The following is a 16,178-nucleotide window of genomic DNA, read 5'->3' as shown; positions in this document are numbered from 1 at the left end:
ATTTAAAAACTAGGTGATTACATGCTGTATCATTTCCTCTATCCCCTAAGGGATGAATTCTTTGCTTTTAATATTTTTAAATACATCACATTTAGAACAGTTGTGGCCTTCTTGCTTGCAACAGTTATCTCAATTATTTGGGGTAAGTATTTTATTGGTTTCATGCAGCGCAAGCAGTTTGGCCAAGTAATACGTGATGACGGGCCAGAGTCTCACTTAAAAAAAGCAGGGACACCTACAATGGGTGGTGTTTTTATTTTGGGGACAATCTTATTAACACTGTTAATAACTGGAAACTTTAATTCAATTCCAGTTCTCATTACCTGTGGTGTAACCGCATCCTACTTTGTACTCGGCTTTATCGACGACTATGCAAAGATCTCTAAAGGAAATACAAAAGGTGTTTCGGCCAAAGGTAAGCTTGTGTGGCAGTTTGCAACTGCCCTAATTGCTGTCTTTGCCATGGTTCACTTCAATGTTATCGACACTCAATTATTTGTCCCTTTTGTAAAAGGACCAGTTTTTAACCTGATGAGCTTCTTTATAATATTCGGAGCTATCGTTATTGTTGGCTCTAGTAATGCTGTTAATTTAACAGATGGATTAGATGGCCTAGCTATTGGTCCAATCATTACATCTGCTGCAACACTTGGATTTATTGCTTATGCAACTGGTCACAGAGAGATCGCGTCATACCTTTTTGTGCCATATGTTGAAAATGTTGGAGAATTAGCTGTCATTGGTGCTGCAATCGTCGGTGCAGGCGTTGGATTTTTGTGGTATAACACATACCCTGCTCAGATTTTTATGGGTGACGTGGGGTCCCTTGCCTTAGGTGGTACACTAGGAACAATGGCGGTACTAACAAGAAGTGAATTACTTTTTGTTATTATTGGTGGTGTTTTTGTTGCCGAGGCAGTTTCGGTGATCTTACAAGTTGCTTCTTACAAAACTCGTAAGAAGAGAATATTTAAAATGGCCCCAATACATCATCACTTTGAGCTATTGGGATGGGCCGAGCCTAAAGTAATTGTTAGATTTTGGATTATAAGTATATTTTTAGCGATTCTAGCGATCGCAACATTAAAAATGAGGTAGAGAATGGAGAGATTTAGAAACAAGAATATCCTGATCGTTGGTATTGGAAAGACTGGTTTCAGACTCATAAATTTCTTTAATCGTCTTGACTGTAATATTCGTGTAACAGATATCAAACCGATTTTTGATCTTAATAAAGCTGTAAAGAAACTACGTAAGATTAAACCTGCAGTTGAAATGACTTTTGGTGAACACTTAGATGATGACTTCATCAATGCTGATGTTGTTGTTTATTCAGGTTCTGTTGATCCAAATATGCCTCAACTAGAATTAGCAAGAAGAGAGGGGAAAGAAGTTTATTCTGAATTCGCTCTTGGAAATAAGCTATGTCGTAAGCCTATTATTGCTGTTTGTGGATCACACGGTCGCACAACTGTAGCACACATGATTGGGTTTACTCTAAGACAAGATGGTAAGAATGTATTTGTTGGTGGAACAAGTGAAAGTCCATTTATCGAATATTCAATGCTGCCAAATAAAGATGAAATCGACTACGTTGTTGTAGAGGTTTCAGCTGTTCAAATGAGACGTCTAACTGACTTCCACCCAAAAATGGTTGTCTTTACAGATATCGCAGATACTTATCCACAAGGACAATTCACGTCAATGGGTGAGTATATGGAAACAAAACTAAGTATCATCAAGACACTATCTCCTGATGACACTTTAATTGTAAACTTCGACAAACTTGCAAATAATAGCTTCTTTAGAAATGCAAATTGCCAGACTTATTGGTACTCAAGAAGATCATTCGTTAAGCTTGGTGTAATGGAAGAGATTCAAGGAACACACTTCCACGATCGTCGTATCCATTCAAATATCAACTACCACTCAGAGTTTGTTGTTAAGAAGATGAGAATCATTGGTCAAAATAACCGTGAAAACTTACTAGCAGCAATCACTGCTTGTAAGGCACTAGATCTTTCTGATGAAGCAATTCAAACATGTGTAACGAAATTCCCTGGAATTCCACACCGTATTGAATTCTTAATGGAAAAGAATGGTGTTTCTTTCTATAACGACTCTAAAGCAACAGATATGAGAACACTAGTGGAGACAACTAAGGCGTTTAAAACTCCTGTTATCTTAATTGCTGGTGGAAAAGATATCGAAGATCTTGAGTATGAAGCATTTACTGATGAGCTAATTCAAACAACAAGAATCATCGTTCTTGTTGGTGAAGCAAAAGAAAGAATGAACCGTGCACTTGGTGAGCATCCACAAACTTTCATTGTTGGATCATTTGAAGAGTCTGTTCTCTTTGCTTATCAAAAGTCGAGAACTGGTGATACGATTATTCTTTCACCAGGTAACCCTGCAACGGATTTCTTTAGAGATTACGAAGAGCGTGGGAATTACTTCAAGAAACTAGTTTACCAACTTTAGTGTTGTGCCGGTCAGCCGCGCTTCGCTAGCTGCCCTTAAGTCACATCCATTTCAGCGCCAAAACAATCCACTGGATTGTTTTGATCGCAGGATGTTCAAGAAGCTTGTATACCAATTATAATTTATTGAAATAATAATTATAGAAATGCCTGCATTATGCAGGCATTTTTTTTATGCCTAATACAGAACAAGTTTTAAGTCATATGATCTCGTCATGAAGGTTCTGTTATTTTTTATTTTTGTTTCTATTTTTTCTACTCAAATTAAAGCTGATCAAGATTATGTGAAAGTCTGTCAAAACCTCGTGGACAAGCGACTTTCAAAATACAATCAATTTCGTTTTAAAAAACAATGCACACAAATTACGACTAAGTATCAGTTTCAATGTTTAACTGAAGTCTTAGACAATCGAAGAGCGATCTCTCTGGTGGAGTTTAATGCGTGTACTTATGTAAAGAGTGCTGAAACTTTGGCGAGTATTCACGAAGTTGCCAAATACTTTCAAAGTAGTGTGAATAGCTTTCATGTGACAGTGGCGGCCTTGGTGCAAAATGAAAAAGAGAAGAATTGTGTTTTAAATATAATTCAAAAAGAAGGACTAGACCCTTTCAATGCCTACACATGTTTTGATGAAAGAGGAATTGATCCAATTAGGCATTTTGCGCAAATGTATATCAAATAGCCTGACGCGCAGTTTCCTATATTTCTAATGCATCGAATACAATCTTCATATATGATTAATATATGAACTCTATTGAAAACACGGATCGTTTTGGAAAACTCTTTTTAATTATCACATCAATTATTGTTGGTGTTGGTATCGTCATGGTTTACTCTTCATCCTATATGTTTTCAAAAGAAGTTTACGGAACAAGTCTTCACTTCTTCTCAAGACAAATTCTTTTTGCTCTGATTGGTGTGGGGATGGCCTATGTTGTGGCAAAGACAAAGTATCAGTTTTGGATAAAGTTCTCATTTCACTTAAATCTCGTCGTGGCCTTCCTTTTAGTTCTTACATTTATTCCTGGATTAGGTGTTGTAGCTAAGGGTGCCAATCGTTGGATTAATTTAGGATTCGGTTCATTACAACCAGGAGAACTTGCAAAGTATACGATACTTATGATGTCACTTTTCTTTTTTGAAAATTATGAAAAATTAAATCTTAAAAATCGTTTAAAGTATGCGGCCAATATTGGATTAGTCCTTCTACTCTTACTTTTACAACCAGACTTTGGAACATTCTTTATTTGTGCTCTAGGCATGGGTTTTACTTGTTTTATTTCTAATTTTAATCGCAAGTACTTCTATATCATGGGAGTCGTTGGAACAATTCTTTCATCTCTTATACTTGTTGCTCAACCTTATCGCGTGAAAAGGCTTATGGCATTTTTAGATCCGTGGGCAAACCCAAGAGGAAGTGGTTTTCAGGTTATTCAGTCGTGGATTGGTTTTGCTAATGGTGGTTTCTTTGGAAAAGGAATTGGTAATAGTTTAGAAAAGTTATTCTTTCTTCCTGAGGCCCATAACGACTTCATCTTTTCTGTTATTGGCGAAGAGTTTGGTTTTCTAGGTGTTCTCGCATTTGTTGTTCTCTTTATGGCATTCACTCATATTGGATTTAAGTTAGCTCTTTCTTTAAAAGACGATATAGCTAAAAAAATGGTCATGTCCATTATTTTCATTATTGGCGTTCAAGCTTGTTTAAATATGGGGGTTGTTCTTGGATTACTTCCAACAAAGGGACTTAACCTTCCATTCGTTAGTTATGGTGGATCATCACTTATGAGTAATCTAATTGCCATCGGTGTAATCTTCTCTTGTGTGTCACGTCAACAAGCGATGTCAGGCCAGAAACCGTTTTTTTCTCAACAATAGCCAATATATGCGCTAAATTTAGAAGAAGTAATCTTGTGAAAAGGAACAAGTATGAATATTAATATTCAAAATATTAGCGTGCATTTTATTGGTATTGGTGGAATAGGGATGAGTGGTATCGCCGAAATTCTACTGAGTCTTGGATATAAGGTAACAGGTTCAGATATTAGTGAGTCTGCCAATGTTGCTCGTTTAAGAGATTTAGGAGCTGAGGTCTTTATTGGACATAAGCGTGAAAATATAACTGATAAGACGACAGTGGTTGTTTATTCATCTGCTGTAAATGAATCAAATCCTGAAATGCAAATGGCCCGTGAAAAGCAAATTCCTATTATGAGAAGAGCTGAGATGCTGGCCGAACTTATGAGACTTAAAAGAGGGATCGCAATTGCAGGAACTCACGGTAAGACGACAACAACAAGTTTTCTAGCGACTATCTTACAAGCAAGTAATTACGAACCAACTTATATAATCGGTGGTATTGTTTCCAATCTTGCAGGACATGCAAAGGTTGGTACTGGTGAGTACTTAGTAGCGGAAGCGGATGAATCTGATGGATCTTTTCTAATGCTAAATCCAATCATGTCGGTTGTGACAAATATCGACCTTGATCATATGGATCATTACGGTAGTGAAGATGTTCTTATGGATAGCTTTGAAGAGTTTATTAACAAAGTTCCTTTCTATGGACTCTCTTCACTTAATGCAGATGATGAAAGACTAATGAGTCTTGTTCCACATATTAAAAAACCAATTGTTACTTTTGGAATTGAAAAGCCAGCAGATTATCAAGCTGTCGATATTAAAATGTCTGATCTATGTTCAGAATTTGACCTGATCGTAGGTCCTGAGAATTTAGGACGCTTTATCATTAATCTTCCTGGTAAGCATAATGTGCAAAATGCTCTTGGGGCAATCTCTATTGCTCATAAAATGGGTGTACCAGTGGATATGATTAGAAGCTCGATTAGAAGCTTTGAAAATGTTGGTCGTCGTTTTCAATTACTGTATAAGAACGAAGATGTAGAGATTCTTGATGATTATGGCCATCATCCAACTGAGATAGCTAAAACTCTAAACACATTAAAAGAAATTAGAGACCATAAGAAAATTGCCATCTTCGAACCACATCGTTTCTCTAGAACAAAAGACTGCTGGAATGAGTTTTTACACTGCTTTAACGATGTTGATGAGTTATACATGTGTCCAATCTATCCAGCTAGTGAAAGTCCTATTCCTGGAATCACTTCAGATAGACTTGTCGAAGATATCAATCGACTTCATCCTGGACTAGCTAAAACCATTGAACTTAAAGACTTAGATACAATTATTAAGTCCAATAAGAATTCAACAATTATGACTTTAGGTGCCGGATCAATTGGACGAGTCATTAGAGAATGGGTTTTAGATAACGATCGCAATGAATAAGATTAAAGAGTTATTAGCTAATATTCCAAATATTGAAGTCGAAGTTGATAAGGATCTATCAAAGTATTCGACAATGAGACTTCAATCTAAGGGTGATTTTATTTCTGTAAAGGACCTTGATGGACTTAAAGCAGTTGTAAGTACACTTAGTGAAAATAACCTTAATTATATGGTGTTAGGCTTAGGTGCTAATCAACTTTTAAATGAAAGAATTGAACATCCAATAATTAATCTAGACTTTGATTATGACCGTCATATCTTCAATCAGTATCATGAAAGCTATATTCTTCCCGCTTCTGTAAAGCTTTCAAGCTTAACTGCTCATGCTTCAAAATTTGGAAATATGCGATGGGAAGTTATAACAGGAATACCAGCTACCTTAGGTGGAGCAGTATTTATGAATGCTGGAACAGGTCTTGGTTGGATTAGTGAGATCGTTAGTCGTATTTGGTATATAGATAAACAAGGTAATGAGTTCCTTCATGAAACAACTGAAGATAGCTTCTCATACCGCCAAAACAATTTTCTACGACCAGGTGATATTGTTTATCAGGTTGAGCTTGTCTCAAAAGGACAAGATAAAAATCTTGGAGAGAAGATACGTAACTACCTCCTAATGAGAAATAAGTCACAACCATTAAAGGAAAAAACTTGTGGAAGTGTCTTTAAAAACATCGTAGGAGATAAGCGAACTTGCACTGCAGGACAATTTATTGATATACTTAATTTGAAAGGGTTACAAGTTGGTGACGTACGCGTGAGTAATCTTCATGGAAACTTCATGGAGAATTTCGATAAAGCTACGGCCAGCGATGTAAAAGAACTTATAAAAATTGTACAGGAAGAACTTTATCTAAACTATGGTTTAAAGTTTGAGCCTGAAGTCAGGATAGACATTTAATGAAAAAAGCTATTTCAATTATTTCACTTCTTCTTTTGAGTGCTTCTGCATCAGCAGTATCACAACCAAATGAGAAGATTAAATATAAGACGGCTTTTGGTAAATGTCCTTCACGTGCTGCTGGAACACTAACTCTAAAATTAGTAAAAGACTTCGAAAAAAACCGTTCTTTAAGAAGTATGAAGAACTTAGTTGCAGCGGATAAGTTAAAAGAAAAACATTTTCTATCAGACTATACGATTAAGTATAACCCGATGGAAGGAATGCTTAATTTCATCTATGAATGCCCATCTCCATTAATGAAAGTTCAAATCTATAAAGAAAATGGGATGGAGTCTTATGAGGCAATTCTTGTTGATAATGGTCAACTATTTGATCCAACATATGAAATTCTTCTAAGAACAGAAAAGAAGCTAAATTATTCCCTTCCTTATCTTGCAATCCCTGTAGGGGAAATGGATAAGACAGTTCAAAAAAATATCACACGTATTATCGCAGATCTTGATCTTGTTTTTAGAAAACTAATTTCTGAAGTTATTATTAGCGATGATAAAGAGTTAACAATGATTCTTTCGATAAAAGGAAAGCCTTCAAGTGTCTTTATGGGTAAAGATGAATGGCCTCTTAAGGTTGAAAAGTTGACTCAAATCATTGGTTATATGAACAAGAAAAAGAAAATTCCATCAGTGATAAATATTACAAATTCCAAAAAAGTTGTTGTCAAGTTCAACGACTAATTCTAAAATTTCATTATATGCGGTAAAAATTGCCGTTAGATTTCTTTATTAGCAGAATGATTCTGTAAGAAAAAACTAGAGAAAGGATTCTCAATGAAAGAAAAAAACATCGTTGTCGGTTTAGACGTTGGTACAACTAAAGTCTGCACAATCGTAGGTATCCAAAACATTTCTAATCAAAACACTGGTAAAGCTGAGCTTGAAATCATTGGTATTGGTACTCACCCAAGTCATGGTTTAAAGAAAGGTAGTGTTGTAAATATCGATAAAACAGTTCGCTCAATTCATAACTCTTTAGAAGAAGCGAGATTAATGGCCGGGGTTGATATCCATAGTGCAACTATTGGGATTGCTGGTAGCCATATCTATAGTTTTAATAGCTCAGGTGTTGTTGCTGTTAAAGGTAACGAGATTTCACAAGATGATGTTGATCGCGTACTTGAAGCAGCTAAAGCAGTAGTGATGCCAAGTGATCGTGAAATTATTCATGTTATTGCACAAGAGTATAAAGTAGATAATACAACAGGAATTAAAAATCCTATTGGAATGTGTGGGACTCGTCTTGAGGCCCATGTGCATATTGTTACAGGTTCAATTTCATTAATTCAAAACCTCGTTAAGTGTGTTGAGCACACGGGGATTAGAGTTGAGAATGTAACTCTTCAACCAATTGCTTCTTCTGAATCAGTTCTATCTCCTGAAGAAAAAGAAATGGGAACACTGCTTGTTGATATTGGTGGTGGGACAACTGACCTTGCTCTTTGGAAAGATGGGGCCCTTGTTCATACACAAGTTATTCCTGTCGGTGGAAATCACTTCACAAATGATCTTGCAGTTGCACTTAAGATTCCACATGCAGAAGCTGAGAGAATAAAAATTAATCACGGTTCTGTTCTTCCTGAACAGGTAAACCAATCAGCTCACATTACAGTACAAGGTATCTCTGGAACAAAGCCTAGAGAAGTACAACTAAATACAGTTGCAAATGTTCTTGGAGCGAGAGCTGAAGAATTATTTGATCTTATTAAAAATATTATTAAAGAAAAGAACCTAGGAGATGACATCAGTGGTGGTGTTGTTCTTACAGGTGGTGGAGCAATGATTAAAGGAATGCCAGATATTGGTGAGTACCTTTTAGAGCGTCCACTTAAAATTGGTTTTCCAATTGCTTTTGGTGGCATGACAAATATTATGCAAAACCCAAAGTTTTCTACAGTTTTAGGTCTTCTGCTTGAAGCTTCAAAAGGTAAAGAAGTAGACGTGGAAGAGGAAGAAGATATTAATCAAATAGATATTGTAAGTAAATTATCAGGATCTATTAAATCAGTATTCAGAGAAATTTTTTAAATAAGGGGGAACTTATGTTCGAAATTTCTGACAACAACGAATTAAAATTAACTGAAGGCGCGAAGATTCGCGTTGTTGGTGTTGGTGGCGGTGGTTGTAATGCCGTAAACACAATGATTAAGGCCGGTCTAACTGGTGTTGAATATATTGTTGCTAACACTGACTCACAAGCACTTGCTGTTAACCTTGCACCAACAAAAGTACAACTTGGTGTTGAGTTAACAAAAGGTCTTGGAGCTGGGGCAAACCCAGAAGTTGGTCGTAAAGCAGCTCTAGATGAGTATGAAATGCTAAGCCAGGTTCTTGAAGGATCTGACATGGTATTTATCACTGCCGGTATGGGTGGTGGAACAGGAACTGGTGCAGCTCCTGTACTTGCAAAACTTGCACGTGAACTAGGTGCACTTACTGTTGGTGTTGTGACTAAACCATTTATCTTCGAAGGTAAGAAGAGAATGAGACAGGCATCAACTGGTATTCAAACTCTTGAGGAAAACGTTGATTCACTAATCACTATTCCAAATCAGAGACTACTACAACTTGCTGGTGAGAGTCTTTCTCTAGTAGAAACTTTTATGAAGGCTGATGAAGTTCTTTTAAATGCTGTTAGAGGTATTTCTGACCTTATCAATACAACTGGTCATATCAATGCTGACTTTGCTGACGTTTCAACTGTTATGTCTAATAAAGGTCTTGCACTTATGGGTACAGGTCTTTGTTCTGGGCCTGATAGAGCAATTAAAGCTGCTAATGAAGCAATCTCTTCACCACTTCTTGAGGATATCTCAATTGATGGCGCAACAGGTATCATCATTAATATCACTGGTGGATCTTCAATGACTATGCATGAAGTTAACGAAGCAGCTACTCTAATTATGGAAGCAGCTGATGAAGATGCAGAAGTTATCTTTGGATCAGTTGTTGATGATGAACTTGAAGACAATATCAAGGTTACAGTTATTGCAACTGGTCTTGGTGGACGTGAAGCTACTGTTAATGCAGCTCCACAACAAGAAGTAAGAAGACCTGTTGTTCAAGAGTCAAAGCCTGTTTATACAGCTCCTGCTGCACCTGTTGCTCCAGTAGTTGAAGAAAAGACTGTTTATGAGCAACCTCTTGCTCAGCCAGCTGTTCAACAAGCGGCTTATCATGAAACTCCTGTTCAATCGAATCCACAAGTCGACGCGATGAGAGAGATTCAAATGGAAGCTCAACGTGAACAACAAGCTCAAGAACTTGCTCAAGAGCCTGTAAGAACTCATTCATTTGATGGTGACAACTCAGAGACTTCTCAAAGACCTAGTCTAACTGATTCTATTAGAGAAGCAGCGTCTCAGTACGAAGCATCGAAGTCGGAAGTTGATCCTTGGGCAAATGAAAAAGTATTAACAGGAAATAATGCTGCGACGGAAAAGTCTGATCGTCCTAAATCAATTGCTGAAAAGCTTGGTTTTATCAACTTTGATGAAGATGAACTAGATACTCCTTCTTATCTAAGAAAAGAGGAGTCTCCACAAACTTCTGGAAATGAAACTTTTCGCCAAGTAGAGCGATAGGATTCCCCCCAAAGTATATTGATGGAAACATCAAAAAAGGGCCCTTGTAGGGCCCTTTCTTTTTTTTATTTTTATAAAGAAATTGTTTTAAGAATATTAGATTTAAAAGACTCGAGGAGTTCCGCAGTATCAACTTTAAAGTCTTCTGGAAGTTTAATGAGAAGCTTAGAGTTATTATGTGGAATATTTCTTAGTACGAGTCTGAAGTTACCTTCCCAATCCTGCCAGCTTAACTCATATTGCCAGCGACTAAATTGACCGCCTCCGAATTTTGAATCTCTTTTTTCAGGCATAAGAGCATCAATCGTATAAGATACTTTTTGTTTTAATCCAGCTGAAGTTAATTCTTTTTCGCAATCTCTTATTAATCGATCGTGCTTAGAATCGAAAACAACATTTGGTTTATTAGTTTCCATGATTTGATTAATTTGGCCTTTTAGGATTTCAAGATCGTTCACTACGTTCTCCCTTATTTTTGTATTTTCAATCTTTGTCTCATTTCATCTTCTATTTCTTTTTGTACATGGAGTTGAACATAGGTTTCGATTAAATCGCTTTCCACATCAATTTTGTACTCACATAGAATGAAGGTTGGAATATTATCATTATCCCACGTATCTTTCTTGAAATTATAGATATAGACACCTTTTTCCGGTGTATCGCTTGTTGTTCTTTCGTTGGTAATTGCAACCCACTCGTGTCTTGAATAGAGATTAAAATGATCACGACACAGATGAAGTGAATCGACATTAAAGTAATCATTTTCAACGAGCTCTTTTTCACAAATACTACATAACCCAAGAATTTTTTCTTGTGGTTTATTTTTTTCTAATAGAGTGTTTATCTTATCGGTAAGTTTTCCGTCTTGAGTTTCTTCTTTTTGAATCTCTTTACGAAATGCGATAAATGCAAAGACGCCAATTAGTAAAAAAAGCGCAATAGCAATGATTACAAGTAGTGCTATGATGATAACCGAGTTGTCCATGTAATTAGTTTAATGGACTTAGCAAATATGAACAATGGCCAGGGGCCTATATCCAAGGATATTTTGAAAATATCTTCTAACCGCCACTCGAATTCGTTCACTTCGTTGATCAATTGTTCCTTTTTCATTGAAGTAATCAAAGCAAATTTCTTGTAGTTGACTAATTTGCTCTTCTTCATATGGAATTCCCATCGTCGTTATGTGAACTCTTTGTTGGGAGCGTGCAATACTATTTTTCGATATTGAGACAAAGACTGTCCCGAGAGTGGCCATCTTGCGTCTTTCCGAGATCTTCTCTCTTTCGATGACAATACGATTTCCATGAATGAGAATTGGGGGGATCTCTTGTGAGCGACTAACTTTAATTTTACCATTTAAATATAGTGAGATGCTATCGTGATTTTTAATTTCGATTGCATCGGTCATTGGAAGGATTGATTTGATAAATTCACAATGTTTTCTTAAAAAATAAGTTTCGCCGTGTATAGGAATCGCAATTGTTGGTTGGTAACTATCATAAACATCTTTAAGGTCAGCTTTACCAGGGTGTCCTGAGGCATGGATCAATCCATTAAAGTGTGTGATTACCTCACAACCTTTCTCTGTGATTTCATTGTATAATAGAGCTAGTTTTTTTTCATTTCCAGGAATTGCTTTTGAACTAAAGATAAAAGTATCTGATTCATTTAGCTTATAGTACTTATCACTGGTACTTGTAATTCTCTTAACAGTTCCTCTGAATTCTCCCTGACTCCCTGAACATAGAATAATATGTTTCTTCTTTAAATCTGTAACACTTTCAACTTCACGAACAAGGCCATGGTCATTAAAAATTTCACAATCTCTAGCAATTTGTGTGTACTTAAGTAGAGATCTCCCATAAGGAACTACTTTAAGCTTAAGTTCTTTAGCAATATTGAATATTGTTTGTAGACGATGAATATTAGAAGCAAAGCATGTGATAAAGACTCGTCCTTTTGCATCAGAGATAAAAGAGAGTAGATCTTTTTTTAGCTCGGACTCTGAAGTCGTTCTTTCATTACTACTTGTGATATTTGTGGAGTCCAGCATCGCAAGGCGGTTGTTATACTTTTTTGATAAGAGGTTAATTTTCTCTAATTCAATAGGCTCTTCATAGATAGAATTAAAGTCACTCTTGAAATCAGAAATAAAGAGAACTCCAGTATCAATTTCTTTGATACCAAGATGGATTCCTTTTGTATTTGGAATCGAGTGATTAACATGAATCGTGTCAATTTCGATTTCATTTATTACAAGTTTACTTTCAAGTTTGTTAATTCTTTTTGAAAGATCTAAGTACGACAACTTGTCTTCTATTAGCTCTTTCGCAAATGTTGGAGCATAGACATCTGCCTCTGGAAATCTTTCAATATAATGCGAGATTGCACCAATATGGTCTTCGTGGCCGTGAGTAATGATGAGAGCATTAATTTCAACATCCACATTTTTTAAATCAGGAATAAGATAATTGATATCAAAGCAGTCTTCATAGGGAAATAGAATCCCACTGTCGATAATAATATTTGTATTCTTATAAGAAACTAAAGTCGCATTAGATCCAATTTGTCCAACACCACCAAGAGGTGAAATATTTAAATTAGACATTAAGATCCTTTCGTTGTGTTTAGTAGTAGTTCGAACTCTTTATTTTGTTCAATAAATTGGACAAGTCTGGCAGCTAAGATTTCAGAGGAAACATCTGTTTCTTCACCTACAATAAAGTCAGCATACTGTCTTTGAGGCGCTAGGAATTTCTCATACATTGGTCGAACACTGTCATAGTATTGATTGATAACACTTTCTAAACTTCTTCCACGTTCAGCAACATCTCGATTAAGTCTGCGAGTAAAGCGAATATCTGCTTCTACATGGAGAAAGCAGCGAATATCTAACTTCTCTCTAATTTCCTGATCAAAGAGAGTAAAAATTCCTTCAAAAAGAACGACTGGAGTAGGATTTAATGTTGTTGTGGTTGCTGTACGACTACTTGTTTTAAAATCGTAATTTGGAACTTCAATAGGCTCATCATTTTTAAGGGCCGTGATATGTTCTTGCAAGAGTTTCCAGTCAAATGCTTTAGGGTGATCGTAATTTGGTCGTCCTGATTTTGTATAATGCTCTTTTGGTTGCTCTGGTAGATAGTAAGAATCCATAGATAAAACAGATACTTTTTCTTTGGGTAGTTTAGAAATTACTTTTGAGGCAAAAGTGGTTTTTCCTGAACCTGAACCACCAGTGATTCCAATTAGCTTCATAGATGACCTTTGTTTTAATGTTTTCAGTAACTTAACATAGATTGAGTTCACATCAAATAAAAGAGGTGATAATCTTATAATAATTACATTTGTGTCATTCGTCAGGGATATTCGATGTTTAGATTTCTATCTTTTTTACTATTTATTTTCCTAACTTCAATGGGTTATGGAGCGAGTCTCAACATCGCTATTTCGTCATCTCCAAATAGTTTGAGTCCATTCTTCTCAACAGATGCAAACTCTCAAAATATTAATCGACTTGTGAATGCCTCACTTATTGATTTCAACAGCAATATGCAACCGATTTGCCAATTATGCGAATCCTTTAAAGAGTATCGCACGCTAGATTCATATAAGATTCGATTTAAACTTAAACCAAATCTAAAGTTTTCAAACGGAGCTCCTTTAACGTCAAAAGATGTGGAAAAGTCTCATTTTTATTTTACGGAAACTGAGAAGATTAAATCGATTTTCCGCTTCGCCTTTGGAAATATTAAAGAAGTTAAAATTATCGATGAACTAACTTTCGAATTAATCTATAAGAGTTTTGGCCTTGATCACTTACCGAATTTAGTCCTATTTAAAATTATTCAAATCCCTAATTATGAAAAGCTTGAGAAAGTTGAAATGTCAGATTTAGTAGGTGCTGGAGACTATAAAATAGCAAAGATTGCGCCGTTGCAAATCGACTTGAAGTCTTTAAAGCCAGATCACTATGATTTGAATTTTGTTGTTGTAAAAGATGAGACCACACTTTCATTAAAACTGATCAAGGGTGAAATTGACTTATCTGTTGCCAATATTTCTCCTAGAAAGGTTAATTACTTAGAAAAGAATAGTGATGTAAATGTACAAAAAGTACTTGGAACAGATTATAACTACATCGGACTAAACCAGAAAAAAGATATTCTCCAGAATAAAAATGTGCGAAAGGCACTAAGCCATCTTGTACCTAGAAATAAGATTATTAAGTACAAGTTTAAAAATAATGCCGTTGCTTCAAATGGCCTCTTTGCAAAATCCTTCAAGAATTTTTATATCGATACACCTGTTGATGACTTCAACCCAAAGAAGGCCTTTGAGCTTTTTAATAAAGCAGGTTTTGAGAGAAAAAATGGAATTTGGTATGACAATAATGGAAAGACATTTTCGCTAACTTGGAAGACGAGCAGTAATAAGTTTCAACAAGAACTAGTGACAATCATTAAAAATGAGTTTGAGAAATTTGGCATAGTCGTAAATGTCGTACCTCAAGAGTGGGGAACGTTCCTTCGAGGAATTAAAAGGGGAGAATACGATCTTTATTTAGGGCGTTGGGTAGGATTTACAGGCCAGGATATGCTTAAATTCGCATTTTACTCTGAAAATATGGCCCCAAAAGGTGCAAATCGTGTCTTTTTTGATAATAAGGATTTTGATAATTTAATTAATAAGGCCGAGCAGACTATCAATAAGAAAAAAGAAGTTGCTCTATATAAGAAGGCCAATCAAGTAGTAAATGAACAATACCCATATATTAGCTTATGGCATCCAAATGTCATTTGGGTAATGAGTAAATGTATAAAACTTAAGGAAATTTATCCTAATGGAAATTTTCTAGTTTTAAAGGAAATTGAGAATGTCTGTAAAAACTGAAATCTTTAAAATTGTTACGATTGAATTTCAAAGTAGCTCACAATGTGAAGAGGTGAATAAGATCGCCCTTAATGAATTTGAAGTTGATGGAATTGAAGAGTTTTCAATGGAAGAAGATCGAGTGGATGAGATTCTTGGTGAGAGAGCATATTCTGGTGGAGACGTTCCTGAGTCTGTGATTGATGAAGTCGTTGATATTTCAGATGATCAAGATATTAAGAAGTTTAATTATTTCTTCTTTCAGGGAGATATTAATAGGGCCCATGAATTTGCAAAAGCAATTGAAGAGATGGATCTATCAATTGAAGTTAAAGATGAAGAGTACTCTGACTGGAACGAAGTATGGAAAAAGCACTACGCACCGATTGAGGTAACTCCTGAGTTAAGTGTTATTCCTGAGTGGTTCAAAGAAGAAGATTATAAAGAAAACAATAATAATATTTATATTATTCCAGGCATGGGATTTGGTACAGGTGAGCACGAAACAACATACTTGTGCCTTAAGCATTTTATGGCAGTAAAGGATTCTTTTAAAGAGAAAGATCTTTGTTTAGATTTTGGTTGTGGTTCAGGTATTTTAGGAATCGGCGCTATCAAGAAAAGTGATATGCTAGTCGACTTTGTTGATATCGATCCTGCAGCCCTTGATAACTGTCACGAAAACCTTAAGTTGAATTTAAATGAAGACCGTCTTAATGGTCATCGTCTTATTGCAAGAAAACGATTCAACCTAGATGATAAGTATAAACTTGTTTTTGCTAATATTCTTATGCATGTTCTTGTTTCTGAAAAAGAAGTTCTTTTAGACTCACTAGCTGATGATGGTTATATCATCCTTTCTGGTATTCTAAATGAACAGGTTGATGCTGTTATTGAAGAATATAAGTCTTTAAAGAAAATCGATGTATTATCTAAAGGTGATTGGTCTGCAATTCTTCTAAAAAAGGAGTAATT

At 35.7% G+C, this 16,178-nt stretch carries 15 protein-coding genes; 11 read left to right on the top strand and 4 right to left on the bottom strand.

Going from position 1 to position 16,178, the window contains the following annotated elements; genetic code table 11:
* The first annotated feature begins 21 nt into the window (after positions 1-21).
* The 9 genes from mraY (at position 22) to ftsZ (ending at position 10,328) form a co-directional block, all read left to right on the top strand.
* Positions 22-1,098 (top strand): phospho-N-acetylmuramoyl-pentapeptide-transferase, encoded by a 1,077-nt coding sequence (gene mraY, locus ACRXC1_RS15460; protein ID WP_433660139.1) that lies wholly within the window; start codon positions 22-24, stop codon positions 1,096-1,098.
* Positions 1,099-1,101: 3 nt separating this feature from the next.
* The gene (gene murD, locus ACRXC1_RS15455) at positions 1,102-2,484 is read left to right on the top strand and encodes a UDP-N-acetylmuramoyl-L-alanine--D-glutamate ligase (protein WP_021267585.1); all 1,383 of its coding nucleotides are present in this window, start codon (positions 1,102-1,104) and stop codon (positions 2,482-2,484) included.
* A gap of 214 nt (positions 2,485-2,698) precedes the next feature.
* Entirely contained in the window at positions 2,699-3,166 is a 468-nt protein-coding gene (locus tag ACRXC1_RS15450) for a hypothetical protein (RefSeq protein WP_392910941.1), read from the top strand.
* A 62-nt stretch (positions 3,167-3,228) separates the two neighbouring features.
* Positions 3,229-4,359 (top strand): putative lipid II flippase FtsW, encoded by a 1,131-nt coding sequence (ftsW, locus tag ACRXC1_RS15445; protein ID WP_392910942.1) that lies wholly within the window; start codon positions 3,229-3,231, stop codon positions 4,357-4,359.
* Between the two features lie 51 nt (positions 4,360-4,410).
* Positions 4,411-5,787, top strand: a complete 1,377-nt coding sequence (gene murC / locus ACRXC1_RS15440; RefSeq protein WP_393057001.1) for a UDP-N-acetylmuramate--L-alanine ligase — start codon at positions 4,411-4,413, stop codon at positions 5,785-5,787.
* Positions 5,780-6,688 carry a UDP-N-acetylmuramate dehydrogenase gene (gene murB, locus ACRXC1_RS15435; RefSeq protein WP_433660136.1) on the top strand — a complete coding sequence of 303 codons (909 nt, stop codon included), beginning with the start codon at positions 5,780-5,782 and terminating at the stop codon, positions 6,686-6,688. The genes murC and murB overlap by 8 nt, the downstream gene beginning before the upstream one ends.
* Positions 6,688-7,425: a hypothetical protein gene (locus ACRXC1_RS15430; RefSeq protein WP_392910948.1), complete on the top strand. Its 738-nt coding sequence runs from the start codon at positions 6,688-6,690 to the stop codon at positions 7,423-7,425. The genes murB and ACRXC1_RS15430 overlap by 1 nt, the downstream gene beginning before the upstream one ends.
* Positions 7,426-7,518: 93 nt before the next feature.
* A complete protein-coding gene (gene ftsA / locus ACRXC1_RS15425; protein ID WP_392910950.1) occupies positions 7,519-8,772 on the top strand; it encodes a cell division protein FtsA in 1,254 nt (417 codons plus the stop codon).
* A gap of 14 nt (positions 8,773-8,786) precedes the next feature.
* On the top strand, positions 8,787-10,328 hold the full coding sequence (gene ftsZ, locus ACRXC1_RS15420) for a cell division protein FtsZ (RefSeq protein WP_433660133.1): 1,542 nt from the start codon (positions 8,787-8,789) through the stop codon (positions 10,326-10,328).
* Between the two features lie 71 nt (positions 10,329-10,399).
* On the opposite strand, the gene ACRXC1_RS15415 is transcribed toward ftsZ, so the two are convergent.
* The 4 genes from ACRXC1_RS15415 to udk are packed head-to-tail and all read right to left on the bottom strand — an operon-like array spanning position 10,400 to position 13,589.
* The gene (locus tag ACRXC1_RS15415) at positions 10,400-10,786 is read right to left on the bottom strand and encodes a hypothetical protein (protein WP_392910955.1); all 387 of its coding nucleotides are present in this window, start codon (positions 10,784-10,786) and stop codon (positions 10,400-10,402) included.
* A gap of 11 nt (positions 10,787-10,797) precedes the next feature.
* Positions 10,798-11,313 carry a hypothetical protein gene (locus tag ACRXC1_RS15410; RefSeq protein WP_433660131.1) on the bottom strand — a complete coding sequence of 172 codons (516 nt, stop codon included), beginning with the start codon at positions 11,311-11,313 and terminating at the stop codon, positions 10,798-10,800.
* A gap of 18 nt (positions 11,314-11,331) precedes the next feature.
* A complete protein-coding gene (locus tag ACRXC1_RS15405; RefSeq protein WP_433660129.1) occupies positions 11,332-12,939 on the bottom strand; it encodes a ribonuclease J in 1,608 nt (535 codons plus the stop codon).
* On the bottom strand, positions 12,939-13,589 hold the full coding sequence (gene udk / locus ACRXC1_RS15400; protein ID WP_392957745.1) for a uridine kinase: 651 nt from the start codon (positions 13,587-13,589) through the stop codon (positions 12,939-12,941). The genes ACRXC1_RS15405 and udk overlap by 1 nt, the downstream gene beginning before the upstream one ends.
* A gap of 114 nt (positions 13,590-13,703) precedes the next feature.
* Between udk and ACRXC1_RS15395 the strand changes: the two genes are divergently transcribed.
* Both ACRXC1_RS15395 and ACRXC1_RS15390 read left to right on the top strand, forming a co-directional pair.
* Positions 13,704-15,224, top strand: a complete 1,521-nt coding sequence (locus ACRXC1_RS15395; protein WP_433660127.1) for an ABC transporter substrate-binding protein — start codon at positions 13,704-13,706, stop codon at positions 15,222-15,224.
* On the top strand, positions 15,208-16,176 hold the full coding sequence (locus ACRXC1_RS15390) for a 50S ribosomal protein L11 methyltransferase (protein ID WP_433660125.1): 969 nt from the start codon (positions 15,208-15,210) through the stop codon (positions 16,174-16,176). Before ACRXC1_RS15395 ends, ACRXC1_RS15390 begins: the two co-directional genes overlap by 17 nt.
* The last annotated feature ends 2 nt before the right edge of the window (positions 16,177-16,178 follow it).

The sequence above is a fragment of the Halobacteriovorax sp. GFR8 genome (assembly GCF_050955245.1).
Taxonomy (GTDB): domain Bacteria; phylum Bdellovibrionota; class Bacteriovoracia; order Bacteriovoracales; family Bacteriovoracaceae; genus Halobacteriovorax_A.
This window is presented reverse-complemented; position numbering and strand designations above follow the sequence as displayed.

Bases quoted from the DNA above. Each gene is read 5' to 3' on its own strand.
- mraY (WP_433660139.1), top strand. From the start codon at position 22: ATGCTGTATCATTTCCTCTATCCCCTAAGGGATGAATTCTTTGCTTTT.
- murD (WP_021267585.1), top strand. From the start codon at position 1,102: ATGGAGAGATTTAGAAACAAGAATATCCTGATCGTTGGTATTGGAAAG.
- ACRXC1_RS15450 (WP_392910941.1), top strand. From the start codon at position 2,699: ATGAAGGTTCTGTTATTTTTTATTTTTGTTTCTATTTTTTCTACTCAA.
- ftsW (WP_392910942.1), top strand. From the start codon at position 3,229: ATGAACTCTATTGAAAACACGGATCGTTTTGGAAAACTCTTTTTAATT.
- murC (WP_393057001.1), top strand. From the start codon at position 4,411: ATGAATATTAATATTCAAAATATTAGCGTGCATTTTATTGGTATTGGT.
- murB (WP_433660136.1), top strand. From the start codon at position 5,780: ATGAATAAGATTAAAGAGTTATTAGCTAATATTCCAAATATTGAAGTC.
- ACRXC1_RS15430 (WP_392910948.1), top strand. From the start codon at position 6,688: ATGAAAAAAGCTATTTCAATTATTTCACTTCTTCTTTTGAGTGCTTCT.
- ftsA (WP_392910950.1), top strand. From the start codon at position 7,519: ATGAAAGAAAAAAACATCGTTGTCGGTTTAGACGTTGGTACAACTAAA.
- ftsZ (WP_433660133.1), top strand. From the start codon at position 8,787: ATGTTCGAAATTTCTGACAACAACGAATTAAAATTAACTGAAGGCGCG.
- ACRXC1_RS15410 (WP_433660131.1), bottom strand. From the start codon at position 11,313: ATGGACAACTCGGTTATCATCATAGCACTACTTGTAATCATTGCTATT.
- ACRXC1_RS15405 (WP_433660129.1), bottom strand. From the start codon at position 12,939: ATGTCTAATTTAAATATTTCACCTCTTGGTGGTGTTGGACAAATTGGA.
- udk (WP_392957745.1), bottom strand. From the start codon at position 13,589: ATGAAGCTAATTGGAATCACTGGTGGTTCAGGTTCAGGAAAAACCACT.
- ACRXC1_RS15395 (WP_433660127.1), top strand. From the start codon at position 13,704: ATGTTTAGATTTCTATCTTTTTTACTATTTATTTTCCTAACTTCAATG.
- ACRXC1_RS15390 (WP_433660125.1), top strand. From the start codon at position 15,208: ATGTCTGTAAAAACTGAAATCTTTAAAATTGTTACGATTGAATTTCAA.